Origin of the sequence: Nocardiopsis alba, from assembly GCF_000710955.1 — a bacterium.
Taxonomy (GTDB): domain Bacteria; phylum Actinomycetota; class Actinomycetes; order Streptosporangiales; family Streptosporangiaceae; genus Nocardiopsis; species Nocardiopsis alba.
Window position 1 is genome coordinate 447,914 of the sequence record NZ_BAZE01000003.1, and the last position, 23,789, is coordinate 471,702.

Sequence of the window (23,789 nt, forward strand, 5' to 3'; positions counted from 1 at the left end):
GATGTTAGGGAGTGTTTTTGTGGATGCTTTCGCAGGCACCGGCGGAGCCGGTCCTCAGCGAGCGGCCGCCGGGCGATCTCTCGCCGGACGACGAGCGAAGCCGCCCCTACTGTGCCCCGCTACGCGGGCTCCGCAGGATCGCACAGCGGGGGCCCGCCCGGGTTCGGCTGTCCTCGTCCGTGCTTGCTTTGAACGGGCGGCGCCGCGAGAGGAAGCCCGGCACCGCGTGAAACACCACGCGCGTCAGCGCGACCGGTGAAGGGTGGTGGCGGGTGACGTGGAGTTCGGGCTGCGCCGTAGGCGTCCGTTGAGGGTGGTGGCGGGTGACGGGTGGGCGGAATGATCCACAAAAGCACGACCTATTCGGGGGTTCCGGTCTGGCCTCGGTAGACGAGGTTGCGCAGACCCGTCACCGCGTAACGGGCGCCTGCCCCGTCGGGGGAGCGGATGACGAGGACGTCCGTGCTCGGGTTCACTCGGTCGAGGGGGATGCGGGCCCCGTCCCAGGGGCCGCCGATCACCTCGAACGTGCCCTGGAACCGGTCCTTCGCGCAGAGCAGCACGACGACCAGGAGTTGGACCGCGCCGGCGACGACGAACAGCACGTTCCCGGTCCAGGTCCAGAGCATCGTCAGACCCGCCATCGACAGGAGCAGGGCGAAGACCACGACGGCGTGGCCTCTCTGGGAAGCCCCTCCGCCCCCTCGGGCCTCGACGTTCACAACAGGTTCTCCTCTCCGTTCACCATGGGATGTTCGTGCCTCAGTCCAAGCGGCCGCGTTCCGGATCGGTCCGGGCGGGCGAGCCCACGTACGGATGGTGCAGGTCGAAGGCGGGACGCTCGGACCGGATCCTGGGCAGCGTCGTGAAGTTGTGTCGCGGCGGCGGGCATGAGGTGGCCCATTCCAGCGAGCAGCCGTAGCCCCACGGGTCGTCGACCTCCACCTTGGGGGCGTTGCGCACGGTCAGGACGATGTTCCAGATGAAGATGAGCGTCGAGGCGGCGAGCACGAAGGACGAGATCGATGAGATCCGGTTGAGCTCGGTGAAGCCGTCGGTGGGCAGGTAGTCGGCGTAGCGACGCGGGAAACCGGCGACCCCGAGCCAGTGCTGCACCAGGAAGGTGCCGTGGAAGCCCAGGAAGAGCAGCCAGAAGTGGAACTTCCCGAGCTTCTCGTTGAGCATCCTTCCGGTGAACTTGGGCCACCAGAAGTAGAAGCCTGCGAACATCGCGAACACCACGGTGCCGAACACGACGTAGTGGAAGTGCGCCACCACGAAGTAGGTGTCGGTGACGTGGAAGTCCAGCGGGGGCGAGGCGAGGATGACCCCGGTCAGACCGCCGAAGAGGAAGGTCGCGAGGAACCCGAGACTGAAGAGCATCGGCGTCTCGAAGGTGAGCTGGCCGCGCCACATCGTGCCGACCCAGTTGAAGAACTTCACACCGGTCGGGACCGCGATGAGGAAGGACATGAAGGAGAAGAACGGCAGCAGCACGGCACCGGTCGCGAACATGTGGTGCGCCCACACCGTGATCGACAGTCCGGTGATCGCGATGGTGGCGGCCACGAGGCTCTTGTAACCGAAGATCGGCTTGCGGCTGAACACCGGCAGGATCTCGGTGACGATGCCGAAGAACGGCAGGGCGATGATGTACACCTCGGGGTGGCCGAAGAACCAGAACAGGTGCTGCCACAGGATGGCGCCGCCGTGCGCCGGGTCGAAGACGTGGGTGCCGACGATGCGGTCGGCGCCCATGACGATCAGGGCCGCGGTCAGGACCGGGAAGGCCAGCAGTACCAGGACACCCGTGAGCATGGTGTTCCAGGTGAAGATCGGCATGCGGAACATCGTCATCCCGGGGGCGCGCATGCACAGGCCGGTGGTGATGAAGTTGACCGAACCGAGGATCGTGCCCAGACCGGAGACGATGAGGCCCATGATCCACAGGTCGCCGCCCAGACCCGGGGAGCGGACCGCGTCGGCCAGAGGATGGTAGGCGAACCAGCCGAAGCTGGCGGCGCCGCCCGGGGTGAGGAAGCCTCCAATGGTGATGAGTCCACCGAACAGGAACAGGTAGTAGCTGAACAGGTTCATGCGAGGGAAGGCCACGTCGGGCGCCCCGATCTGCAAGGGCATGATCACGTTCGAGAACCCGATGAAGAGCGGGGTCGCGAACAACAGCAGCATGATCGTGCCGTGCATCGTGAACATCTGGTTGAACAGCTCGTTGGAAACGACCTGATGCCCCGGAGAGAACAACTCCATGCGCATCACCAGCGCCATAAGGCCACCGATGAGAAAGAACGAGAACGAGGTGATCAGGTACATGTACCCGATGACCTTGTGGTCGGTCGATGTCAGCCATGCGACGATGATCGAACCCTTTTTCCCCACCCCCTCGGGGGCGGAGGTCCGGGTTTCCGTCTCAACCGTCATGAGGATCCTCCTCAGTTCGTACGAAGAGGAGTCCGACCGGGGAGCCGTGAAGAACGGAGCGAGAACCGCGGGGACGAAGACGGACATTCTCCCGCCCCTACCCGGGATCGCTCGTCGAGTTGCACGGCCGGACGGCGACTCGACCTCGATATCCGATACCGGCTCGATGGACATTTCGTTCTCGCCGGCGACTCATGAGCATTCCAGCCACTCGTCGCCTCAACCTAACAAACGAAGCCGCCCGACCTCGGGAAATGAGAGAAACCCGGCGCGCCCTTTTTTCAGAACACGGAGTTTCCCCCCTATGCGATAGAGGAACGTCCGATCCCCGTCGACTTGGAATCGGATAATCGAATACCCTATTTCTCGCCATGAAGGCCGTAGTTCCCCATAAGAGCGGACGTCGCTCCGTGTTCTCCCGCCCTTGCACGGGCATGCTGGGACAGGAGGGGCGTTCGAGCCCGCGCGACCTCCGACCGACAGGGCGTCGGAAGGTGCGGGAGACCTCGGGGAGGGGACATGCCCGACGGCGACACGCGAACGGGGGGCCACTGGGGAAGGCCCAGGGTGTGGCTCGTGGTCGTGCTGATGATCGCCGCGTTCCTCGCGGGCGGGGTGGCGTTGACGCTGGGCCCGGCGTGGGAGTGGGTGCTGGCCGCGGCGGTGGTGTTCCTGCTGGGAGGCCTGGTCGCCGTGCCGATGGGTGTCTTCAGGGCCTCGGTCCGCGATGAGGGCGGACGGTCGAACGATCCTCGCGATCTCTGACCCGTCCGCCCTCCTCGTTCCGTCCGGCCTCGGCCCGGCGCATGCCGGGGCCTACCGAGCCTGGTGGCGCCGGGGCAGCGCCCGGCCGCGGGCCTGGCGCCCCCCGGGAACGGGGAAGCGGTGGCGCGGGGCCCGACCTCGGCGCGGATCCCGAGGGGCACCATTCCCCTGGTCACGGGCACGAAGGGCCTCCAGCGGGGCTCCCGTCATGGGGGTGACCTCGAGATCGATACCGGTGAGCGGGGACACCCGTCCGATGTGGTGACCTCGCTTCGCGGCGTCGGCGTGTTCGTGGGGCATGTTCGCTCCTTGGGTGTCGTGAGGGCGGTCCTGACCGTCGATCGAGGTGACGACGGGGTGGGCGGGGTTTCGCATGCGTCTCCTTGAAGGGGTATTCCCGTGGCCGGTCGACCACTATGTTTGAAGTACTACGATCAAAGTACTTCAAACGTAGTGGTTTGTCGAGCCGTCGATCGGATCCTCTCGAAAAGAGGAGAGAGGCCCAGGCCGAAGCCGCAGGAGAGACGAAGAGGACTAGCCCTCGCTCGCGGGACTCCAGGCGAGGACGAGGTCGATCAGCCCGGGGAAGCGGTGCCCGAGGTCGTCGAGGCGGACACGGCTGCGCCGCTCGAGGCCGTATTGGCGCTGGGTGATCACCCCGGCCTCTCGAAGGGCCTTGAAGTGGTGGGTGAGGGTGGACTTCGGGCGATCGAAGCCGAACCAGCCGCACGTCTGGTCGAAGTCCTCGGATTCCCGCAGGAGCCGCTGCACGATCGTCAACCTCAGGGGGTCGGCGAGCACGCCCATAACCCGTTCCAGCCGAATGTCCTCGACCGCGGGTTCGGGCAACCGCTCCGGCAGGTCGTCGGACTCTCGGTCGAGACGGTACGTCGCTGCGAGGTTCGGCATGCCCCCACGGTACCTCCAGTACGAGTTGGTTCGTACTTGCTCTATAGTTCGAGTTTATTCGTACTAGTACGAGAAATATCGAACTGGGGGAGTTCATGCGGAGGACCGAGACCGAAGGGCGGGGGATCACCTGGTCGATGGCGGCGGCGATGACGGTGACGACCGTGTTCGTACTGTCGAACGCGCCCACCCCGCTGTACGTGTCCTGGCAACGCGAGTGGGGGTTCTCCTCCGGCACGCTGACGATGGTCTTCGCCTGCTACATGGTCGGACTGGTCGGATCCCTGCTCGTCGCGGGTCGACTCGCCGACCGGTACGGACGGCGGGTGGTGCTGATCCCGGCGCTGATCGCCGCCGTGCTCTCCGGACTCCTGTTCCTCCTCGCCCAAGGGGTGGCCTGGCTCCTGGCCGCGCGTCTGCTCGCCGGGATCTCGGTCGGCGGCGCCGTCACCGCCGGGATGGCCGCCGTGGTCGATCTGGCGCCCGAGGGTCGACGTCGGATCGGCGGGCTGATCGCCTCGGCGTCGATGGTGCTCGGCGCCGGCCTCGGCCCGCTCCTGGCCGGGATCACGGCACGGAACTCCGACTCCCCACAGATCTGGGTGTTCACCCTGGTCACCGCCCTCGCCGTCATCGCTCTAGGGGTCGGTCTACTCCTGCCCCTCCCCCACCCCGATCGCTCTCTCCCCTCGGGCGAGGGAGGACCGTGGCGGTGGCCGAGCCCGCCGCGGAACCGACGGCGCGAGCTGGTGTGGGGCGCGGCGACCTTCGCCCCCGGGATCACCGCGACCTCGTTCGTGCTCTCCCTGGGCCCCTCGGTGCTCGCCGGCCCGCTCGGGGTGGGAGATCCGCTGGTGGCCGGGCTGATCGCCTGCGTCATGTTCCTCGTGGCGACGGGCGTCCAGTTCGCGGTCGGACGCCTGTCGACACGCACCCACCTGGCCGTGAGTTCGGTGGCGGCGATCGCCTCGATGGCCCTGCTGGCCGGCGCGGTGACCGTCACCCCGGTGTGGCCCCTCTTCCTGACCTCCGCGCTCCTCGCGGGCGCCGCCCAAGGACTCGGCCAACTGGCCGGTCTGACCTTGATCGCCACCCGCGTCCCCCACGAGCGGCGGGCGGAGTCCAACGCGGCCCTCAACATCGCCGGATACGTGCCCGCGGGGGCGCTGCCCGTGGCGACCGGCCACCTCGCGGACGCCACCGGCCTGGGCGCCGCGGTGGTCGTGTTCGCCGTCGTCCTGGGCGTCTTCGCCGCCCTCGCCCTACCGATCGTGCGGCTGAGCACCGCACGTCACCCGAACCGATCCGAGAAGAGACGACAGAAGGAGCACGAGATGGAGAAGAACGGCGTGGAGCCACCGGAGCCGGGATCGACGCTGGTGATCGTCGCCCACCCCGACCTGGGATCCTCCCGTGTGAACTCGGCGTGGGTCCGCGCGTTGACGGAGGAGGGCGGCACCACCGTCCGTGTTCTCGCCGAGGAACGCGGGGTCGACGGTTTCGACGTTCGGGCCGAGCAGCGGGCGCTCGCCGCCCACGAGCGGATCGTCCTCCAGTTCCCCTTCCGCTGGTACGGCGCGCCTCCGATCCTCGCCGAGTGGCTGGAGGTCGCCCTGGAGCGCGGATGGGCGTACGGCCCCGGCGGTCACGCGCTGGAGGGCAAGGAGTTGAGCATCGCGGTGTCCACGTGGTCGCGCGCGAACGACTACACCGTCGACGGCCGCTACCACCGGGTGATGAGCGAGTTGACCTCGCCGTTCGAGACCATCGCGGCCCGGGTGGGCATGCGCTACCGTCCGGGGCACTTCCTCCACGGGGTCGGGGATCTCACCGATGAGCGGTTGGCGGACGCGGCGCGCGACTACGCCCGCTGGTCCGCCGGTCGAGAGGACGGGGCGCTCCGGAAGGTGTGACCCCCGCGGTGTTCGGGAGGGCGGCCCGCCCTCCCGAACCGGCCGTCACCAGGTCATCCGGGCTTCTCCTCCAAGCGCAGGGCGACGCCCAGGGCGAAGAAGGTGGGCGCCCACTGCCCGACGAAGATGCCCCATCGGTCGGCGCGGTCGGTGCCGGCGTCCTCCTTCTTCTTCGACAGGGCCCAGGTCAGGAACGACAGGCCGATACTGGCGGTCCCGGCGGCGTAGGCCATCTCGGAGGTGACGCCCATCTCGGACAGCTTGGCGATCATGGTCTCTCCCTTTGGTCGGGTCTCGGTCCATGCTCACCTGCCCGAGAGCCCGTCAATATAGGCGCGCCTCGGGGCAAAACCTGCCGTGCCCTTCTTCGGGCGGCACCGACGCTCCGGAACCGCGGCCCTCGGGTATGCCCCTCTCGGTCCGACCCTCGGGGCCCGTCAGGGTACGCGCGCCAGGCGTCGCGCCGCCTCCACCACCGAGGCGCGGCGCCTGGCGTGCTCCTCTTCCGTGGGTTCCCCGGTGATCATCCGCGCCACCTGGGGGACCGCCGTCCACCAGCCGGCCAGCGACAGGATCAGGAAGGTGAGGTGGTCGGCGTCGATCGACCTCGTGATCGTTCCGTTCTCCTGGCCCTCGGCGACGGCGACGGCCCTGTGGCCGTAATGCTCGCGGCGTGACTCCTCGTCCGGCACCTCTCCCTCGAAGACCAGGCCCTCCCAGCGGAGGAGTCGGTTCAGTTCGGGGCGTTCGCGGTGGTAGTCGTACACGCGTCCCGCGTAGTCGCCGATCTCCTCCTCGGCGAACGACTCGACCGGAACCGCTCGGGCGACCTCGGCGAGCTCGTCGCGCAGCACGGTGGCGAAGAGGCTTCTCTTGCCGCCGAAGTAGTTGTACACCCGTTCCTTGTTCACGCCGGCGGACTTGGCGATGCGCTCGATGGTCGTGCCATCGGGCCCGAAGCGTGCGAACTCATCGACGGCCGCCTCCTTGATCTTTCGCTTCGTGCCCTCGGTGTCCCAGGCCATGCGGCGGCTCCAGTGTGCGACGAACTTCCAACGCGAGAGTTGTTATCGGTGGATCACGCTACTACGCTCAACTACAACGTTGTAGTTGGAGATTGGAATCGCGATGCCCCCTCAACGGCCTTCCGCTCTCTGCGTCACCATGTTCGACCGTTCGACCAGGAAAGAGGGTGTCAAGACATGACCCGGGTAACGATCCTCGGAGCCACCGGACGATCCGGTTCGGCGGTCCTCGAACTGCTGCCCCCTCACACCCGGATCACCGCGGCTCTTCGAAGGCCGGGTGACCGACCCCGACTTCCGACGACGGAACGGGAGGTCACCGAGGTCGTCGTGGACGTCGAGGACCCGGCGAGTCTGCGACGGGCCGTCGCCGACGCGGACGTCGTGGTCAACGCCGTCCGTATGCGCGGGGACATCGACCCCGCCGCTCTGGTCGAACTGCACGAACGCGTCATCGAGGCCGCGGACCCGCCCTCCAGCCCCGCCCCGTTCATCGTCACCGTCGGCGGCGCGGGATCGCTGCGGCTGCCCGATGGGACACGCTTCTGGCAGAGCCCCGCCTTCCCGGAACGCACCCTGCCGCGAGGGAGGGCGCACGCGAGGCTCCGCGACCACCTGGAGGAGGGGCGCGGTGGTGAGAACTGGGCGTACCTGATCCCACCGCCCGCCTTCGACCCCGACGGGCCTCGCACGAACAACCACCGCGCCTGGCCGGGGACGGCCGACGGGAGCTCCTTCCTCGAACGGTCCATCGGCTACGTGGACTTCGCCGAGGCCGTGTGCACGGCGGTGGAGGAGCGCTGGGCCGGTACCCGGCTGGTGGCCGGACCCGAGACCCGCCGGGTCTGACCCCTGGGCGGAACACGTGTCGAACGTCCGCGCGGAACGATCGAACGGCCGTCTCACGCGAAAAGCGTGTCGTTCCCTCGTTCAGAGGGCGGGTTCGGTCTAGCTTCGTGACGTTGTCGCCACAACACGGCCGTGGGGGAAGGGGGTCCCCGTCTCCGGCGGCCGCCCCCTCTTCCCCACGAACACGAAGCCCGCACGCGGACCTCTCGGTCCCCACGTGCGGGCTTCGGTACCTCCTCGTCACCGAGAGAGCTGTTCGTTCTCCTCATGGAACATGACCAGGACGTCGTTGGCCTCTCCGGGCAGCCGCTCCGAAGGCTGCAAGGGGGTGGGCACCTGGAGCGGGATGAGCTGCGAGGGCATCGGACGTGTGGAGGGAGCCGAGTGCAGCATGTGCTCGATGTTGTCGGCGTATCCGGCGAAACCCTCGGACTCGTGCCACGGGAAGCCCACGCCCTGCGTACTGAGCGGGTCGAACCCCCACCGTGCGATCCTCGCTCGGGACTCCTGCTCCAGGGTCGGGTCGTTCTGGGCGGTCCGCTGCCTGACCTTACGGGCGATGACGAGCCCGACGCACGTGCCGGCGGCCAGCACCAGGGGCACGATCGACGGCGGGGTGTTCTCGACCGGCCTGATGGCCTCGCAGTCGGACTCGTTCATGATGATGTTGTCCGGATCGGCGAGGATGTCCAGGCACTCCTCGTAGGTGATGCTGCCGTGGGCCCTCTCGGAAGAACCGCCACCTGTCGCCTGTACGAGCCCATAGAAGAAGAACTGGAGACCGAAGGAGATCGCGCACAGGACGGCCACGGCGAAGGCGACGAACGAGGCGATCCTGAGACCGTTCTGCTTCAGACGGGCCGGGTGGTTCCTGATGCGCTGCTTCTCACCTTCGGGAACCTCGGCCCGCGTCCGCTCGATCGCGTTCGCCCACGCGGTGTTCCAGGTCCGTTCACGACTCCGCAGGAACGGGAGGAGGGAGACGGCGCGTTCCTGCCATTCGACGAACGCGACGCCTTCCGGCGTCTGCCGCCACATGGAGAACTCGTGCCGGGCGGTCTGCGCGGACACCGCCTGTTGAAGGGCGTGCTGTTCCTGCTGAAGCCGGTGCTGCTCGTTCTGGAGGGCGAGCTGCTGCTTCTGTGTCCTCAGCTGCCGCGCGCTGTTCATCGCGGTGATGCCGTTGAAGACCATGTTCACGCGGTTGGTGTACGCGATGCCCTTGAGGAGCTGGGTGTTCTGCGCCGCCGACCGTGCGGTGGCCGCGGAGGAGTCCTCGATGTTGCTCAGGTGCTCACGCGACCGCTGGGTCTCGTCACCGATACGCCGCAGATGGTCTCTGTTGCTCCGCATGCCGTCATCGGGCCTTTCTACGTGGGGGGTTCAGGTGGCGTCGCCGATGACACAGTGCGGCGAAGGGAAGGGGGTCGGTCGATGAGGATCGTGGCCGAGGGCCGAGGATCAGCGTAGCGAAACGCCCGTTTCCGAGCCATCGCGAAAGGACCGCGAACCCCGGGAACGCGAAAACCCCAGGGCGAGAACGCGCTACCGCACTCTGACCTGGGGTTTCTCTGGTAGGCCCCCGGGGGATCGAACCCCGAACCCACGGATTAAAAGTCCGTTGCTCTGCCGATTGAGCTAGAGGCCCATAGCGCATCTGATGTGAACAGGGAAGATGCCACCAGCGCCATATCCTACCGGATGCCGATGCGGCATAGGAGCACAGGACTCCCCCTCTATGAGCGGATATGAGACGAGGGCTCCGATTTTCTCCCCACCGACCTCTTCAGGCCGGGGAAGCGCCCTCGGTCGGTTCGTGTACGCACAAGGCGAGGAGGACACCCCTCTCCCTCAGGGCCCGCGCTGATAGCATCGCGGTCGCTCGTGGCACGCTCGAAAGCCCTACCGGGCCGAGAGTTCGAGGCCTGCGCTCACCCCTCTACGCGAAGGCGGCACTCCATGATCAGGGTGGTCCTGGTCGACGACCAGTTCGTCGTCCGGGCGGGTTTCCGGGTGATGCTGGAGATCGCCGAGGACATCGAGGTGGTCGGCGAGTGCGCCGACGGCCCTTCCGCCGTCGAGCTGGTCGAACGGCTCCGCCCCGACGTCGTCTGCATGGACGTACGCATGCCCGGAGGCGACGGCCTGACCGCGACCCGCGAGATCCTCGCCCGCTCCTCCGGAAAGCCCCCGGCGATCCTCGTGGTCACCACCTTCGACCTCGACGAGTACGTCTTCAAGGCCTTGGAGGTCGGCGCGAGCGGGTTCATCCTGAAGGACACCCCGCCCGACGACCTGGTGGAGGCGGTGCGCCGGCTCGCCGACGGTCACGGCCTGGTCGACCACACCGTCACCCGTCGCGTGATCGCCGAGTTCGCCAAGCGCAGGTCCATGAACCGCGAGGTGTCCGAGGCCCACGACCTGCTCACCGAACGCGAGCTCGACATCGTCCGTCTGCTCTCCCGCGGCATGTCCAACGTGGAGATCGCGGAGAGCCTCACCATCGAGCCGAGTACCGTCAAGTCGCACCTGGGGCGGGTGATGACCAAGATCGGTGTCCGCGACCGCTTGCAGACCGTCGTCTGGGCGTACCGCAACGGTGTCGCGACGCCGTGACCCTGTCCCCCGTGCCTCGGGTGGCCGTCATCTGAGGGGCAGGACGAGCCGGACGCTCCACCCGCCCGTCTCGGTCGGCCCCGTCTCCAGGGTCGCCCCGACCAGGTCGGCCCGTTCCCGCATCCCGATCAGACCCAGTCCGCGGGAGGCCTTCGCCCTCCCCTCCCGCTCCACGCCGGGATCGTTGTCGACCCGGAGTACGACCTCCCGCTCCCCTCGGGCCAGCCCCACCCGCACCGGCGCGCCCCAGGCGTGGTCGCGCGCGTTGGCCAACGCCTCCTGCGCCACCCGGTAGAACATGACGTCGGCGACCGGCGGCAGCTCCAGGTCGGGTCCGCTCCGCTCAAGGGAGACCTCGACGCCCAGCTCGCGTTCCGTCTCGACCAGACGGTCGAGCACGGCCACCCCGGGGACGGGCGCGTCGCTCTCACCGGCGACCTCTCCCCGACCCCCGCCCGGGTACTCCCCGGGATCCCTCAGGGCCCCGACCACCATCCGCAGGTTCTCCAGGGTCTCCTTGCCCTGACGCCGGATCCATCCGATGGTCGGCGCGAGCTCCGGGGCGTCCCGGTCCGCCAACTTCTCGGCCGCACCCGCCTGCACCACCATCCCCGAGAGGTGGTGCGCGGCGATGTCGTGCAGTTCCCGCGCCATACGCGTGCGTTCGGCCCGGAGGGCGCCGTTCACCCGCTCCCGTTCCCGTTCGACCAGCCGGATCCGCTCCTGATGAACGTAACGCCTCCTCATGGAAACGTCGTTACCGACCAGCCCCGCCACCCCGAAGACGAGGACGGCGGACACCACCTGGGAGAGGCCCGCTATCACCGGGTCCGTCACGAGCGCGGGCGGTGCGAGGGAGGCGAACGGAGGCAGAGCGAACACGGCACCACAGACCCCGAAGACGAGCGCGATCGTCACGAGTACCCGGATGAACCGCTTCAAGGAGAGGGCGGTACCGCAGGTGTAGGCGGCGATGAACGGCGCCGGCCCCTGAAAGGTGGCGTCGGCCGGCAGGAGGAGCGTCATGCCGAGCTGGGCCGCCGCCACGATGGACAGACACAGGAGCGGGACACGCCGACGCAGACACAGGGTCAGGGACTGCACGACGGTCAGGGTGACGAGCACGGCCACGGCGGCCGGAGCGAACGGGGTCTCCTCCGCCCGGGCGAGCACCACCACCGAGTAGAGGAGGGCGATCGAGACCAGCGTGACGAACACGCCCAGAAGCAGGTCACGGCCGAACGCTCCGCTGAAGCCCGCGCGGGTGAGGGCGGCGTCGAACCGCGCCGTCATCCGGGAGGTGGGCGCCAGGGGCGGGCTCTGTGTCTCGGGGAGGGCGGGGGCGTCACGCCTCATCGTTTCCGTCCGGATGGTGAGTGGGGGTGGGGCCGCGACAGCGAGGGCGGGGCACCCGATCCGAAACCGGTGATGCCCCGCCCAGGCTACTCAGAAGGTCACGCTGCCGGTCACCATCCCGTGCATGGTGGCGATCCAGCCGAGGCCCATCAAAGCCGCCAGGACGAGCACGCTACCGACGCAGCGCTCCAGTCCCTGCTTCCGTCGGATGTCGTCGAAGACCACCATCGCCGCGGAGAGGACCCCGAGCAGTCCCAGACCCTGCACGACCTGGAAGATTCGCAGCGTCCCGAAGGAGATCGGCTGGAAGCTCAGGGCCATCGATAGGGTGACCCCCCAGCCGGCCAGGGCGAGCAGGGAGAGGACCACGGCGACCCGGGTCAGGACACGTGCCCACCGACCGGTCTTATCGCGCTTGGGCCTGGACAGTCGCAGGCGGACGAGGGTGCCGATGGGCCAGGAGAGGACCGTGATCAGCAGGATCAGCACCGAACCGGCCAGGACCGACAGGACCACCGTGCCCGGGGTGTCCTCGTCCGCCGGCAGGAAGGTGAAGGCCGTGGTCCCGATCGCCCTGACCTCGCCGTCGACGACGTCCGCCGCCAACGTCCGGTGCCCGTCGACCTCACGCCACACCCAGGGTTCGACCTCCATGTACTCCGTCGGCCGCCCGGTCTCGGGGCTGGTCAGGACGATCGTCCCGTCCTCCGTGGCGACGATCCGAGCCTCGTCCAGGGCGTAGAGCAGCGAGACGAAGTTGCTGTGGATGGAACGTGAGGGCCGGTAGTTCCCCTCCAGCATCGCGGCGTGCTCCACCGCCGTGGACTCGACCTGACCACCGTCGGCCTGCTCGCCCGGGAAGTAGCGGTCGGCGAACCCCTCGGCCACGGCCAGGCGCAGGCTGTGGCTGGCGAGCCCGGTGTTCCCGCTGCTGTTCAAGGTGATGAAGATACCCGCGTTCTGCTCGGGGTAGATCTGCATCTCGGAGTGGAAGACGTCGGTGTCCCCTCCATGGCTGATGATCCGGTTGCCATTGCGCTCCTCCAGGAAGAAACCGAGCCCCATCTGGCCGCCGCCGGCGACACCGCCGAGACTCTCCTCGTCCAGGGCCGGTTCCCCCATGAGGGCGATCGTCTCGGGTTCCAGCAGGTCGGCGCCCTCGGCGTCCTCCATGTAGACGCGCATGAACTCGGCCATGTCGGTCGCGGACGACGTCAAAGACCCCGCCGGGGCGTCGGAGACGGTCTCGAACCGCTCGACCGGCGGCCCGTCGGCGGTGTCGTAGGCCTGCGAGAGCCGGGAGGCGAGGTCCTCCGGCAGGGGCTGGCGGGCGGTGGAGGAGTCCATCCCGGCCGGGGCCAGTACGTTCTCCTCGACGTACTCCTCGAAGGGGACCCCGGCGACGTTCTCGACGATGTATCCGGCGAGGGCGATGCCGTAGTTGGAGTAGGCGGGCGTGGTCCCCGGCTCGTAGACCTGCTCGGGCGGATCGTTCATGACGACCTCGCGCAGATCCACCTCCTCGCCTTCGGAGAGCATCGCGTTGGCGATCCGCTCCTCGAAACCACCCGTGTGCGAGAGCAGGTGGCGCAGGGTGAGGTCCTGGTCGAAGGAGCGCTCCACCTCGAAGTCGAGGTACTCGTCGACGTCGGTGTCCAGGTCGAGTTCACCCTCCTCGACCAGCCGCATGACGGCGGTCGCGGTGAAGACCTTGGAGATCGAGGCGATCCGGAAGAGCGTCTCCTCCGGGTCGACGGGCGTACCGGCCTCGAGGTCGGAGTACCCATAGCCGCGGGCGGTGAGCAACTCGCCGTCCGCGACGACGCTCACGGACGCCCCCGCGATCCGTGTCTCGTTCAGTTGGGCGGGCAGGAGCCCGTCGAGCCAGGCGTCGACGTCCTCCTTGGTGAGGGTCGCGTCGGCGCTCTCGGGATAGGCGACCCTCGGCGCGGGGGCGGGGCCGGTCTCCGAGGCCCCGGCGCAACCGGTCATGACGATCGCGGTGATCCCGGCGGCGACGAGCGCCATGAGGCGGTGGGGAAGCCTCCGGGACGCTCGTCCATCGGGGGGCGGACTGGTCGCGAACACGTACTGCTCCTGGGGATCGAGGTCTCGGGGCGAGGGGGTGGCCCTCGCCCGCGGTGGGTGATCCCAGCATCGTGAAGACCGGTACGTCGGGTCTTCTGCCGTGAGTCGGCACTTGGTCTACGACCTTTGGGGGACCCCGATCCCCCACGTGTCGGTGTTCTCGGGCTTCTCGGGCCTTCGACCAGCGGTTCTGCCGCGCTTACCGGAAGCATCTCCGAACACCGCCTACCCTCGGTCTTCGGGGGAGGGGTGGTGATCCGTCCCGTGATGCCGATTACAATACCGGTATAGTTATTGGAGCACGAGAGGGCGCCGCATGATCGAGATCCTGAAACCCGAAGACGTGGAACGCGCGCGGAAGACCGGCGCCCTGGTCGCCGAGATCCTCCAGACCATGAGGACCCGCGCCACCGTCGGCACCAACCTCCTTGACATCGACCGCTGGACCAAGGAGATGATCGAGGAGGCCGGGGCCGAGTCCTGCTACGTCGACTACGCGCCCTCCTTCGGTGAGGGCCCCTTCGGTCACTACATCTGCACCGGCGTCAACGACGCCGTTCTCCACGGGCGCCCCCACGACTACACGCTCGCCGACGGCGACCTGCTCTCCCTCGACCTGGCCGTCCTGCTCGACGGGATCGCCGCCGACTCCGCCATCAGCTTCATCGTCGGCGAGACGCACTCCCCCGAAGACGTCGCGCTGATCGAGGTCACCCAGCGCGCCCTGGAGGCCGGGATCGCCGCCGCCCGCCCCGGGGCCCGCACCGGCGACATCTCCCACGCCATCGGCACCGTCCTGCGCAAAGCCGGCTACCCGATCAACTCCGAGTTCGGCGGCCACGGCATCGGCTCGACCATGCACCAGGACCCGCACGTGGCCAACACCGGCAAGCGCGGCCGCGGCTACAAGCTGCGCCCCGGACTGCTGCTCGCCCTGGAGCCCTGGGTCATGCGGGACACCGCCCGGCTCGTCACCGACTCCGACGGCTGGACGCTGCGCAGCGCCACCGGCTGCCGCACCGCGCACAGCGAGCACACGGTCGCCATCACCGAGGACGGCGCCGAGATCCTCACCCTGCCGAAGAAGGCCTGAGCCCACGGCTCGACCCCGCGCGCACGCGCGACGCCCCCGCTCACCGATGAGCGGGGGCGTCGTGCGTTCTCCCCGGCCCTCGAAGGGCGAGGACCAGGGGTCATGCGGGATACGCATCAGGCCTTGACGGCCTTCTTTCCGGCGGTCCGCGTGATGGCGTAGTGCAGGGCACCGCCGAGCAGCGCCCCGAAAATCCACACGAAACCCGACCACTCCGCCAGCGCGGGCAGCCACACCGCCGTGACGGAGAAGACCGAGGCCAGACAGAACGCGAACAACGCTCGCAGGTTCCAGCCCTTGGTGTAGTGGTACTCGCCGTCGGGCGACGCCGAGTAGAGGTCGTTCAGGTTCAACCGTCCCCGCCGCAGCAGGTAGTGGTCGGCGACGATGATCCCGTACAGCGGCGCCAGTACCGCCCCGAGGGTGTCGACGAAGGCGGCGATGCCGATCCCGTCGATGAAGGCCACCCACAGGCCGCCGATGGCGAAGCCGACCGCGCCGGTGATGAGCCCGCCGGTCCTGGCGCTGATCTTGGCCGGCCACAGGTTGGCCAGCCCATAGGCGGGCGGGATGAAGTTGGCGACCAGGTTGATGCCGACGGTGGCGATGAGGAAGGTCAGCGCCGCGACGACCGTCAGCCAGATGTTGTCGACGCGTTCGACGATGTCGGCCGGGTTGGTCAGCGCCTCCCCGTAGAGCACCGAGGAGCCGGCGGTGATGATCAGGGTGAGGAAGGAGAACACGGCCAGGCTGACCGGCAGCCCCCACAGGTTGCCGCGCCGCATCGCCTTCTCGGACCTCACGAACCGGGAGAAGTCCCCGTAGTTGACGACCACGGCGGCGAAGTAGGCGACCATCGTGCCGACCACGGCCGAGAACGCGGCGAGCGTTCCGCCCGGGTAGTCCCCGTCACCGGCGAACACGGTGCCCAGCGCGGAGAACAGCTCTCCGCCGGCCATGTACCAGATGACCCCGGCCAGGGCGATCATGACGACGTACACCGCGGGCCCGGCCCAGTTCAGGAAGGTGCCGATCCAGGCCATCCCCTTGGTGAACAGCGCCACCTGGAGCACGGCGACGATCACGTAGGAGATCCACCCGACCGCCGACAGACCGAGGAAGGTCCCCTCCGGTCCGGGGCCGAAGAGCGCCGTGATCAGCAGCGCCACCGCCGTGGAGGCGAAGTAGGTCTGCGCGCCGTACCAGAAGGTGGCGGTGATCCCTCGGATCAGCGTCGGGAACTGGGTGCCGTGCACGCCCATACTGGCGCGGGCCATGACCGCGTACGGGATCCCGTATCGGACGCTGGGCCGCCCGACGAGGTCGCACAGGAACATGACGATCACACCGGCGAGGATGATCCCGCCGAAGACCGCCCAGCCGTTCAGCCCGTAGGCGATGAACAGGGTCGCGGCGAGGGTGTAGCCGAACAGGCTCTGGATGTCGTTCGTCCACACGTTGAAGATCTCGAACGTGCCCCAGGACCTCTTCTTCCGGGGCAGCGGCGCGAGGTCGTCGTTGTACAGGCCCGGATCCGGGTCGTGGACGGTCAGGTCCGGTCCGGCGGCGGAGCCCGTGGGCTCTCCGCGCGCCGCGTCGATGGGTTCGCTCATGGTCGACCTCGAACTGTCGTGGTGGTCTGGGGATGGGTCACAGGTCGGTGCGGGTGTCGTCGCGGGCCAGGTCCTCGGTGTCGACGCGGCGGAAGCCGCCGCGCCCGGCGTCGTGGACCCAGCTCTTGCCGACGCTGGTGGCGAGGTAGGTGTCGGGGTGTCCCTCGGTGATCTCCGCCTGCGGGAACCGGGGCAGGATCCAGGTCCGCATCAGCACCAGGTAGGCGACGAAGGCGATGGGGAAGGCGATCACGTAGGCGTAGTCGGGTTGGAGGAGGGAGATCCCGGAGGCGAGGAACCAGGCGATGACGGCCGCCGGGTTGAAGCCTCGCGTGTAGCGGTACTGGCCGTGGGAGTCGAACAGGTCGGGCACGTTCAACCGGCGACGGCGCAGGACGTGGTAGTCGGCGATCATGATCCCGGCGATGGCCGCGATGAACCCGCCGTAGTAGGACAGGAACGAGAACAGGTTGTCCAGGAGCAGCCACGGCATCACGGCGGTGCCGACCACCCCGGCCAGGACCACGGCCATCCGGTAGGACAGGTAGGGCGCGGCGGCGTTGACGAAGTTGAGCGCCGCGGGGATCACGTTGGCGGCCGTGTTGGTGGACCACTGGGCGAGGACCACCATCAGCAGCAGGAGGCCGAGCACGAACCCGGTGCTCTGGCCCTGGATGACCTCGATCGGGTTCCACAGGCCGGTGGTGATGACGGAGACGGCGCCGATGAAGGAGATCCACGCCTGCATCACCGGCAGGACGATGAACTGCGCGAGGAGGATACTGCGGTTGCGGCGCAGGAAGCGGCGTTCCTTGGGCTCGACGGCGACGAAGCGGGTGATGCTGGGGATGTCGACGGCCAGCGGCGCCCACACGACCATGTTGATGATGAAGAACGCGACCAGCGTCATGTCGTCGCTCTGGGAGGCGAAGGTCCAGATGTTGGTGCCTTCGAGGTCGGCGATGCCGTCGAGCGTGTAGTACATCCACAGGGAGATCGCCAGGATGCAGGGGGCGGCGATCGACGCGAGCCGTTCGATGGCCTTGATGCCGAGGGCGACGTTGACGATCTGCACGGCGAGGAACAGCGCGTACCAGAGCGGCCAGGAGCTGAACCCGGTCCAGTACTCGACCAGACCGTTGATGGCCAGCGCGCCCAGGTAGGTCTGGATGCCGAACCAGCAGGCGGCGACCAGACCTCGGGAGACCGAGGGCAGATGGGTGCCCAGGGTGCCGAAGGGCGCTCGGAGGTAGACCGAGAAGGACAGTCCGTGTTCGGTGCCGATGTCGGCGGTGAGGGTCATGATCACCGACAGGGTCAGGGTCGCGGCGAACACGACCAGCATCACCATCGGCAGGGAGAGCCCGCCGGTGATGCCGTTGGCCCCGTACTGGAAGGTCGCGATGACGACGGCGAGGCCGATCCAGATCCAGACGAAGCCCCAGAGGGAGATGGGTCGCTGGGTGATCCAGGTGGGCAGGATGGATTCTTCGAGAAGGTTGTCGGCCGGGGTGTCACCGGTTCTGGAGGAGGGGACGGGGGCGTTCATAGGGGGCTCCGCTGTTCTTCAGGGGACGGGAGGTGCAGCGGTGGCGGTGGTGGGTCCGCCTCAGAGGCCGAGCGCGGTGCTGAGCGGCCAGTGGGTCACGGTCTTGGGCCGGGGTGCCGCGAAGGTGCTGATCTTGCTGGTGGTCAGGCCGAGACCGACGAGGGATTCGGCGAGGGCCACGGCGGAGGCGACGCCGTCGACGACCGGGACCCCGCAGGCCTCGCGGACGGCCTCGTCGAGTCCGGCCATGCCGCCGCAGCCGAGGACGACGGTCTCGGCGCCGTCCTCCTCGACCGCGGCCCTGGCCTGGGCCGCGACGGTCCGGACGGCGGCGTCGCGGTCGGCCTCCAGTTCGAGGACCCCGAGCCCGCTGGCGCGGATCGACGCGCATCGGGAGTCGAGTCCGGCCTGCGCGAGCCGTGCCTCGATCTGGGGCACCGTGCGGCGCAGGCTGGTGACCACGGAGTAGCGGTCGCCGATCATGACGGCCACGTGGGCCGCGGCCTCGGTGATGTCGACGACGGGCACGGAGCAGAGTTCCTGAAGCCCCTCCTTGCCGTGTTCGCCGAAGCCGGCCTGGACGACCGCGTCGTAGGGGTGTTCGTAGGTGGCGACGCGGTCCATGACGGCGACCGCGGACAGGTGGCTCTCGAAGTTGCCCTCGACGGACTCGGGGCCGAAACGCGGGGTGAGCGCCTCGATCTCGGTGCCCGGACGGGCGACGGCGCGGGCCTGGGATCCCAGAGCCTCGGTGACCGCCTCGGAGGTGTTGACGTTGACGAGCAGGATGCGCATGGGGGGTCCTTCCGGTTCGTCAGGGGACCAGGGGGTGACGTCCCACACATTTGAAGCTATTACTTCACACCTCCTGAAGCAATAGCTTCAAGCCGAAGAACGGGAATCTATACTGGGCGACACGATGGACGACGCCACGAGACCCCCTGACTCCCCGCCCTTCGACGGGAAGCGCTTCGGCCGGCGCATCCGGGAACTCCGCACGGAACGCGGCCTCTCCCTGAGCCGGCTCGCCGAACGCCTCGGCATCAGCGCCAGCGCCCTCTCCCAGATCGAACGTGGCAAGATGCGCCCCTCGGTGACCCGGCTGTACCAGATCATGACCGAGCTGGACGTACCGATGGCCTCGGTGTTCGGAGGGGAGGTCGGCGCTCCGCCCGATCCCGACGCCTACAGCACCCCGTTCGGCGAGTCACCCGGACCGCACTGGGACCCGCCGTCCTCCGGCACCGCCACCACCGGCGGCGTCGCGTTGAGCCGCCGGGACGACGCCGCGACCCTGGAACTCGACCACGGGGTGCGCTATCGACGGCTCACCCCGGCCTCGGTCCCGGGCATGAACTACTTCGAGTCGGTCTATCCGCCCGGCTCCTACTCCAGCCAGAACGCCGAGTTCGTCCGCCACGGCGGCCACGAGATCGGCAACGTGGTGAGCGGCGTCCTCACCGTGGACGTGGGGTTCGAGAGCTACCAGGTCCGCGCCGGCGACTCGATCATGTACCCCTCCACCACCCCGCACCGCATCTCCAACCAGGGCGACGAGGACGCCGTCGCCATCTGGCTCAACCTCGGCTGACCGACCGCGCCCGGCGTATGTGCACAACGCCGTCCCGTCCACCCCGGACGGGACGGCCCGACCCCGTGTCGGTGATCACCCTGTTCCTCCCGGATACGGGACCCATGAGACGCCCCTCCCGGCCTTTGTCCCCGTATCCTTGGGTTATGCCCGAAGACCGGCGGCGGGCGCCCTTGAGCAGCGAACTCGCCCAGCGGGTGGTCGACCTCATCGCACCCACGATCAGTTACAACATCAACGTGATGGACGAGCACGGGACGATCATCGCCTGTCTCGACCCCTCCCGGGTGGGCAGTCTGCACAGGGGGGCGCAGCGGGCCATCGCCGAACGCCGCAGCGTTCTGGTGACCGTCCCCGAACCCGGCACCTCCGACCGCCCCGGCGCCAACGAACCCCTCTTCATCGACGGTGAGCTGCGCGGGGTCGTCGGCGTCACCGGCAGCCCCCGCGAGGTCGCGCCGTTGGCGAGGGTGGTCGCCCTCACCGTCCAGCTGCTCATCGCCCAAGAGCACGCACAGGACGCGGTGAGCAGACGGCACACCGAGGCCCGCGACCTGATCGCGGCTCTGAGCTCGGGCACCACCCGCCCGGAGGACGCCCGGGGCCGACTCACCTCCGCCGGCCTGAACCCGCCCTGGTCACTGGCCCTGTGGGCGGCGGGCACCTCGCGCCCCGACGGCGGGGCCACCCCTCCCCCGCTGGCCGAGAGCGCCGCCGCGCGGGTGAACGGCAAGGGCAACCGCAGGGCCGCCGTGCTGCACGGCGCGTTGTGGCTGATCGGCAGTGGTCGGGCACCCTCCCCGGACGCACTGCGGCTGCCTGCGGAGAGTCGGCACACCCAGGCCCCCATGACCGACGATGTCGAGGCCCTGATGTCCTACGCGGAGGAATCGCGGGCGCTCTGCCGCCGGGTGGGCCTGTTGCCCACCGTGCGATGCCCCGAACCCTGGTCACGGGAGATCGCGGTGGCCGTGGCGCACCTGCCACGCCGCACGCTCCATCGGATCGCCGCGCGGGTCTCGACGCTCACCGACGCCCAACGGCGGACCGTCGTCGCGATGGCCTCGACCCACTCGATGCGCGAGGCCGCCGACGCCGTGTTCGTGCACCGCAACACGCTGCTCCAGCGGGTCGAGCGGATTCGTGAGGCCACCGATCTGGACGTCCGGGAGTCGGCACACCTGACCACATTGCAGATGTGTCTCTACGCCGAGGCCGCTTTGGGCACTTCGCACATATTCACCGTGTGAACCTTTGGGAAGTCTGGGCGCACCGCCGTCGAAATGTCCCGAATCGGATTCTATGCTCTGCGTCATGTCCAAGGAGATGCGCGAACAAGACGAGACGACGGACGCCGTGCGCGTCGTGGCGATCCCCGACTCGTTCAAGGGCAGTGCGTCCGCGATCGAGGTCGCGGAGGCCATGGCCGACGGAGCCCGGGAGGCCTACGCCGACCGGGGCGTCGCCGTGTCCGTCCACACCCTGCCGTTCGCCGACGGAGGCGAAGGGACCCTCGACGCCCTACTGGGCGCCTGGGGCACCAAGGCCCTCACCGTCGACACCACCGACGCCCTCGGCCGACCCACCCGGGCCCGGTACGGGGTCTCGGCCGACGGTCGCACCGGCGTGGTCGAGGCCGCCGAGGCCAACGGCCTGCCCGGTGTCGCCGACGTCCCGCTCCAGGCACGCACGGCGAGCAGCCGAGGGGTGGGCCCCCTCGTCTCGGCCCTCCTCGACCAGGGCGTCGAGGAGATCCTGCTGTGCATCGGAGGCTCGGCCTCCACCGACGGCGGAACCGGCATGCTGAGCGCGCTCGGCGTGCGTTTCCTGAACTCCGAGGGCTCCGAACTCCCCGACGGGGGCGGAGAGCTCATGAACCTGGCCTCGCTGGACCTGTCCGGGCTCGACCAGAGGGCCCGCTCGGTCCGCTGGCGCATCGCCTGCGACGTCACCAACCCGCTGGTCGGGGAGCGCGGCGCCGCGGCGGTCTTCGGTCCGCAGAAGGGCGCCTCTCCGGAGGACGTCCGGGTGCTCGACGCCGGGCTGGCCCGTCTCGCCGACGTCCTGGCCGAAGCCACGGGACAGGACCTGCGCGAGGTCGAGGGCATGGGTGCGGCCGGAGGAATCCCCGTGACCATGTCCGCTCTCCTGGGCGCCGAACTCGTTCCGGGTTCGCGTATGGTCGCCGAGGTCCTCGACGCCGACCGGCTGCTGGGCGAGGCCGACCTCGTCCTCACCGGTGAGGGACGGTTCGACAGCCAGTCCCTCGGTGGCAAGGTGGTCGACGCGGTGCGTCGTCTCACCCCCGAGCACGTGCCCGTCGTGGTGATCGCGGGCAGTGTGTCGGTCACGGCGGAGGAACTCCGCCGCTCCGGGGTCACCGCGGCCTTCTCCATCGCCCGAGGTCCCCGGACTTTGGAGGAGATGCGGGAGGAGACCCTTCCCGAGATCACCTCGACGGCCTACCAGTGCTGTCGGCTTCTCACACACCCAGCGCTCCCGAGCACCGTGCAACCTGTGCCGGGCACCCACTAAGGAACCACGCCCGTGATCGACCTCCTCATCCTCCTCCTCTTGGTGGCGGGCATCGTGCTCGTCACCGCGCGGTGGAAGATCAGCCCCTTCCTCGCGCTGATGGGCGCCGCCATCATCGGCGCCTTCGCCTTCCGTCTCCCGGCGGACGAGATCGTCACCACCGTGACGACGTCCTTCGGGAACACCCTCGGCAACATCGGTCTGGTCATCCTCTTCGGAACCATGATCGGTGTGATCCTGGAGCGCTCCGGCGCCGCGATCGCGATGGCCGAGGCGTTGATCCGGGTGATCGGCACCCGCTTCCCGAACCTGACGATGACCATCATCGGTTACATCGTCTCCATCCCGGTGTTCTGTGACTCCGGGTACGTCATCCTCAACTCGCTGCGCAAGGCCATCACCGTGCGCACCGGCGTCTCCGCGCTGGCCACCTCGGTCGCCCTGATGACCGGTCTGTACGCCACGCACACGATGGTGCCGCCGACCCCGGGCCCGCTGGCCGCCGCCGAGAACCTCGGCATCACCGACAACCTCGGCCTCATCATCGCCGTGGGTCTGCCGGTCTCGGCCGTCGCCGCGCTCGCCGGTCTGGTCTACGCGACCTTCCTCTCGAAGAAGGAGTTCACGCCGCTCCCCGCCGAGAGCGAGAAGGACATCACCACGCAGTCCTACGAGGAGCTGCGCGAGAGCTACGGCAAGCTGCCCAACGCCTTCCTGGCGTTCTTCCCGATCCTGCTGCCGCTGGCCCTGATCTGCGCCGGTTCGATCGCGAAGCTGCCCTCCCACCCGATGGGCGAAGGCACCGTCTTCGACGTCGTGGCCTTCCTGGGCACCCCGGTGATCGCCCTGATCATCGGCCTGTTCTCCGCGATTCTGCTGCTGCGCGGCAACGGCAAGATGGCCCGCTTCAACGAGCAGATCCACGAGTCGATCCGCGTCTCCGCCCCGATCCTGCTGATCACCGGTGCCGGCGCGGCCTTCGGTGGCGTGCTCGCCGCCTCCTCGATCACCGACTTCCTGTCGGAGAACCTCACCGGTCTGGGCCTCGGCCTGGCCGTGCCGTTCCTGATCGCGGCGGCCCTCAAGAGCGCGCAGGGTTCGTCCACCGTGGCGATCGTCAGCACCTCGGCCATGCTCTCCCCGATCCTCGGTTCGCTCGGTCTGGACTCGCCCGAGGGCATGGTCCTGAGCGTCCTCGCGATCGGTGCGGGCGCGATGGTCGTCTCCCACGCGAACGACTCCTACTTCTGGGTCGTCTCCCAGCTCAGCCGCATCCCGGTGGCCACCGCGTACCGCACGCTCACGGTGGCGACCGCCATCGAGGGTCTGGCGGCGTTCGGCGCGATCATGGTCGCGAGCGTCTTCCTGTTGTAGGACGCACGACCGTGTGAGCGGGCCCGTCCGGTGAGGGCGGACGGATCGGAGCCCGGGTGGAGGAATCCACCCGG

At 68.7% G+C, this 23,789-nt stretch carries 21 protein-coding genes and 1 tRNA gene; 9 read left to right on the forward strand and 13 right to left on the reverse strand.

Going from position 1 to position 23,789, the window contains the following annotated elements:
* Positions 1 to 359: 359 nt before the first annotated feature.
* A complete protein-coding gene (locus tag TR33_RS07790; protein WP_042282391.1) occupies positions 360 to 722 on the reverse strand; it encodes a hypothetical protein in 363 nt (120 codons plus the stop codon).
* 40 nt (positions 723 to 762) lie between these two features.
* Positions 763 to 2,439: an aa3-type cytochrome oxidase subunit I gene (gene ctaD, locus TR33_RS07795; protein WP_042282639.1), complete on the reverse strand. Its 1,677-nt coding sequence runs from the start codon at positions 2,437 to 2,439 to the stop codon at positions 763 to 765.
* 519 nt (positions 2,440 to 2,958) lie between these two features.
* On the opposite strand from ctaD, the gene TR33_RS07800 reads away from it, so the two are divergent.
* Entirely contained in the window at positions 2,959 to 3,204 is a 246-nt protein-coding gene (locus TR33_RS07800; protein WP_202421509.1) for a hypothetical protein, read from the forward strand.
* A gap of 51 nt (positions 3,205 to 3,255) precedes the next feature.
* Here the strand turns inward: TR33_RS07800 and TR33_RS07805 are convergent, their stop codons facing one another.
* Together TR33_RS07805 and TR33_RS07810 are read right to left on the reverse strand one after the other, a co-directional pair.
* Positions 3,256 to 3,504 carry a hypothetical protein gene (locus TR33_RS07805; protein ID WP_234305775.1) on the reverse strand — a complete coding sequence of 83 codons (249 nt, stop codon included), beginning with the start codon at positions 3,502 to 3,504 and terminating at the stop codon, positions 3,256 to 3,258.
* Between the two features lie 234 nt (positions 3,505 to 3,738).
* Complete coding sequence (locus tag TR33_RS07810; protein WP_042282394.1) at positions 3,739 to 4,113, reverse strand: ArsR/SmtB family transcription factor; 375 nt, start codon at positions 4,111 to 4,113, stop codon at positions 3,739 to 3,741.
* A 95-nt stretch (positions 4,114 to 4,208) separates the two neighbouring features.
* Between TR33_RS07810 and TR33_RS07815 the strand changes: the two genes are divergently transcribed.
* A complete protein-coding gene (locus TR33_RS07815; RefSeq protein ID WP_042282396.1) occupies positions 4,209 to 6,026 on the forward strand; it encodes an MFS transporter in 1,818 nt (605 codons plus the stop codon).
* A gap of 53 nt (positions 6,027 to 6,079) precedes the next feature.
* Here TR33_RS07815 and TR33_RS07820 read toward each other — a convergent pair whose 3' ends face one another.
* Entirely contained in the window at positions 6,080 to 6,298 is a 219-nt protein-coding gene (locus TR33_RS07820) for a hypothetical protein (protein ID WP_014911533.1), read from the reverse strand.
* Between the two features lie 165 nt (positions 6,299 to 6,463).
* A complete protein-coding gene (locus TR33_RS07825; protein ID WP_017534497.1) occupies positions 6,464 to 7,051 on the reverse strand; it encodes a TetR/AcrR family transcriptional regulator in 588 nt (195 codons plus the stop codon).
* Positions 7,052 to 7,228: 177 nt separating this feature from the next.
* On the opposite strand from TR33_RS07825, the gene TR33_RS07830 reads away from it, so the two are divergent.
* Positions 7,229 to 7,900 carry an NAD(P)-dependent oxidoreductase gene (locus TR33_RS07830; RefSeq protein WP_042282398.1) on the forward strand — a complete coding sequence of 224 codons (672 nt, stop codon included), beginning with the start codon at positions 7,229 to 7,231 and terminating at the stop codon, positions 7,898 to 7,900.
* A gap of 240 nt (positions 7,901 to 8,140) precedes the next feature.
* Here the strand turns inward: TR33_RS07830 and TR33_RS07835 are convergent, their stop codons facing one another.
* Entirely contained in the window at positions 8,141 to 9,253 is a 1,113-nt protein-coding gene (locus tag TR33_RS07835; RefSeq protein ID WP_042282400.1) for a hypothetical protein, read from the reverse strand.
* Between the two features lie 219 nt (positions 9,254 to 9,472).
* A tRNA-Lys gene (locus TR33_RS07840) sits at positions 9,473 to 9,548 on the reverse strand.
* Positions 9,549 to 9,859: 311 nt separating this feature from the next.
* Between TR33_RS07840 and TR33_RS07845 the strand changes: the two genes are divergently transcribed.
* Positions 9,860 to 10,516: a response regulator transcription factor gene (locus tag TR33_RS07845; RefSeq protein WP_042282401.1), complete on the forward strand. Its 657-nt coding sequence runs from the start codon at positions 9,860 to 9,862 to the stop codon at positions 10,514 to 10,516.
* Between the two features lie 27 nt (positions 10,517 to 10,543).
* On the opposite strand, the gene TR33_RS07850 is transcribed toward TR33_RS07845, so the two are convergent.
* A complete protein-coding gene (locus TR33_RS07850) occupies positions 10,544 to 11,872 on the reverse strand; it encodes a sensor histidine kinase (RefSeq protein WP_042282404.1) in 1,329 nt (442 codons plus the stop codon).
* 90 nt (positions 11,873 to 11,962) lie between these two features.
* Positions 11,963 to 13,900 carry a serine hydrolase domain-containing protein gene (locus TR33_RS07855; RefSeq protein WP_042282407.1) on the reverse strand — a complete coding sequence of 646 codons (1,938 nt, stop codon included), beginning with the start codon at positions 13,898 to 13,900 and terminating at the stop codon, positions 11,963 to 11,965.
* Between the two features lie 376 nt (positions 13,901 to 14,276).
* Here TR33_RS07855 and map point away from each other — a divergent pair, with 376 nt between their 5' ends.
* Complete coding sequence (gene map, locus TR33_RS07860) at positions 14,277 to 15,053, forward strand: type I methionyl aminopeptidase (protein WP_014912567.1); 777 nt, start codon at positions 14,277 to 14,279, stop codon at positions 15,051 to 15,053.
* A 116-nt stretch (positions 15,054 to 15,169) separates the two neighbouring features.
* Here the strand turns inward: map and TR33_RS07865 are convergent, their stop codons facing one another.
* Genes TR33_RS07865 through TR33_RS07875 form a run of 3 tightly spaced genes read right to left on the reverse strand, consistent with a single transcriptional unit; the run spans position 15,170 to position 19,010 of the window.
* On the reverse strand, positions 15,170 to 16,666 hold the full coding sequence (locus tag TR33_RS07865; RefSeq protein ID WP_042282409.1) for an NCS1 family nucleobase:cation symporter-1: 1,497 nt from the start codon (positions 16,664 to 16,666) through the stop codon (positions 15,170 to 15,172).
* Positions 16,667 to 16,703: 37 nt separating this feature from the next.
* Positions 16,704 to 18,215 carry an NCS1 family transporter gene (locus tag TR33_RS07870; RefSeq protein WP_042282411.1) on the reverse strand — a complete coding sequence of 504 codons (1,512 nt, stop codon included), beginning with the start codon at positions 18,213 to 18,215 and terminating at the stop codon, positions 16,704 to 16,706.
* Positions 18,216 to 18,275: 60 nt separating this feature from the next.
* The gene (locus tag TR33_RS07875) at positions 18,276 to 19,010 is read right to left on the reverse strand and encodes an aspartate/glutamate racemase family protein (RefSeq protein WP_042282413.1); all 735 of its coding nucleotides are present in this window, start codon (positions 19,008 to 19,010) and stop codon (positions 18,276 to 18,278) included.
* 124 nt (positions 19,011 to 19,134) lie between these two features.
* On the opposite strand from TR33_RS07875, the gene TR33_RS07880 reads away from it, so the two are divergent.
* From TR33_RS07880 to TR33_RS07895, 4 genes are all read left to right on the forward strand, one after another.
* A complete protein-coding gene (locus TR33_RS07880) occupies positions 19,135 to 19,806 on the forward strand; it encodes a helix-turn-helix domain-containing protein (protein WP_014908950.1) in 672 nt (223 codons plus the stop codon).
* A gap of 146 nt (positions 19,807 to 19,952) precedes the next feature.
* Complete coding sequence (locus TR33_RS07885) at positions 19,953 to 21,056, forward strand: CdaR family transcriptional regulator (protein ID WP_042282415.1); 1,104 nt, start codon at positions 19,953 to 19,955, stop codon at positions 21,054 to 21,056.
* Between the two features lie 52 nt (positions 21,057 to 21,108).
* A complete protein-coding gene (locus TR33_RS07890) occupies positions 21,109 to 22,341 on the forward strand; it encodes a glycerate kinase (RefSeq protein WP_042282416.1) in 1,233 nt (410 codons plus the stop codon).
* A 12-nt stretch (positions 22,342 to 22,353) separates the two neighbouring features.
* The gene (locus TR33_RS07895) at positions 22,354 to 23,715 is read left to right on the forward strand and encodes a GntP family permease (RefSeq protein ID WP_042282418.1); all 1,362 of its coding nucleotides are present in this window, start codon (positions 22,354 to 22,356) and stop codon (positions 23,713 to 23,715) included.
* Positions 23,716 to 23,789: the final 74 nt, after the last annotated feature.

Coding starts and splice junctions, on each gene's coding strand:
- TR33_RS07825 (WP_017534497.1), bottom strand. CDS start 7,051: ATGGCCTGGGACACCGAGGGCACGAAGCGAAAGATCAAGGAGGCGGCC.
- TR33_RS07875 (WP_042282413.1), bottom strand. CDS start 19,010: ATGCGCATCCTGCTCGTCAACGTCAACACCTCCGAGGCGGTCACCGAG.
- TR33_RS07835 (WP_042282400.1), bottom strand. CDS start 9,253: ATGCGGAGCAACAGAGACCATCTGCGGCGTATCGGTGACGAGACCCAG.
- TR33_RS07890 (WP_042282416.1), top strand. CDS start 21,109: ATGCTCTGCGTCATGTCCAAGGAGATGCGCGAACAAGACGAGACGACG.
- TR33_RS07845 (WP_042282401.1), top strand. CDS start 9,860: ATGATCAGGGTGGTCCTGGTCGACGACCAGTTCGTCGTCCGGGCGGGT.
- TR33_RS07810 (WP_042282394.1), bottom strand. CDS start 4,113: ATGCCGAACCTCGCAGCGACGTACCGTCTCGACCGAGAGTCCGACGAC.
- TR33_RS07830 (WP_042282398.1), top strand. CDS start 7,229: ATGACCCGGGTAACGATCCTCGGAGCCACCGGACGATCCGGTTCGGCG.
- TR33_RS07885 (WP_042282415.1), top strand. CDS start 19,953: ATGCCCGAAGACCGGCGGCGGGCGCCCTTGAGCAGCGAACTCGCCCAG.
- TR33_RS07805 (WP_234305775.1), bottom strand. CDS start 3,504: ATGCCCCACGAACACGCCGACGCCGCGAAGCGAGGTCACCACATCGGA.
- ctaD (WP_042282639.1), bottom strand. CDS start 2,439: ATGACGGTTGAGACGGAAACCCGGACCTCCGCCCCCGAGGGGGTGGGG.
- TR33_RS07820 (WP_014911533.1), bottom strand. CDS start 6,298: ATGATCGCCAAGCTGTCCGAGATGGGCGTCACCTCCGAGATGGCCTAC.
- map (WP_014912567.1), top strand. CDS start 14,277: ATGATCGAGATCCTGAAACCCGAAGACGTGGAACGCGCGCGGAAGACC.
- TR33_RS07800 (WP_202421509.1), top strand. CDS start 2,959: ATGCCCGACGGCGACACGCGAACGGGGGGCCACTGGGGAAGGCCCAGG.
- TR33_RS07850 (WP_042282404.1), bottom strand. CDS start 11,872: ATGAGGCGTGACGCCCCCGCCCTCCCCGAGACACAGAGCCCGCCCCTG.
- TR33_RS07855 (WP_042282407.1), bottom strand. CDS start 13,900: ATGGCGCTCGTCGCCGCCGGGATCACCGCGATCGTCATGACCGGTTGC.
- TR33_RS07865 (WP_042282409.1), bottom strand. CDS start 16,666: ATGAGCGAACCCATCGACGCGGCGCGCGGAGAGCCCACGGGCTCCGCC.
- TR33_RS07870 (WP_042282411.1), bottom strand. CDS start 18,215: ATGAACGCCCCCGTCCCCTCCTCCAGAACCGGTGACACCCCGGCCGAC.
- TR33_RS07815 (WP_042282396.1), top strand. CDS start 4,209: ATGCGGAGGACCGAGACCGAAGGGCGGGGGATCACCTGGTCGATGGCG.
- TR33_RS07880 (WP_014908950.1), top strand. CDS start 19,135: ATGGACGACGCCACGAGACCCCCTGACTCCCCGCCCTTCGACGGGAAG.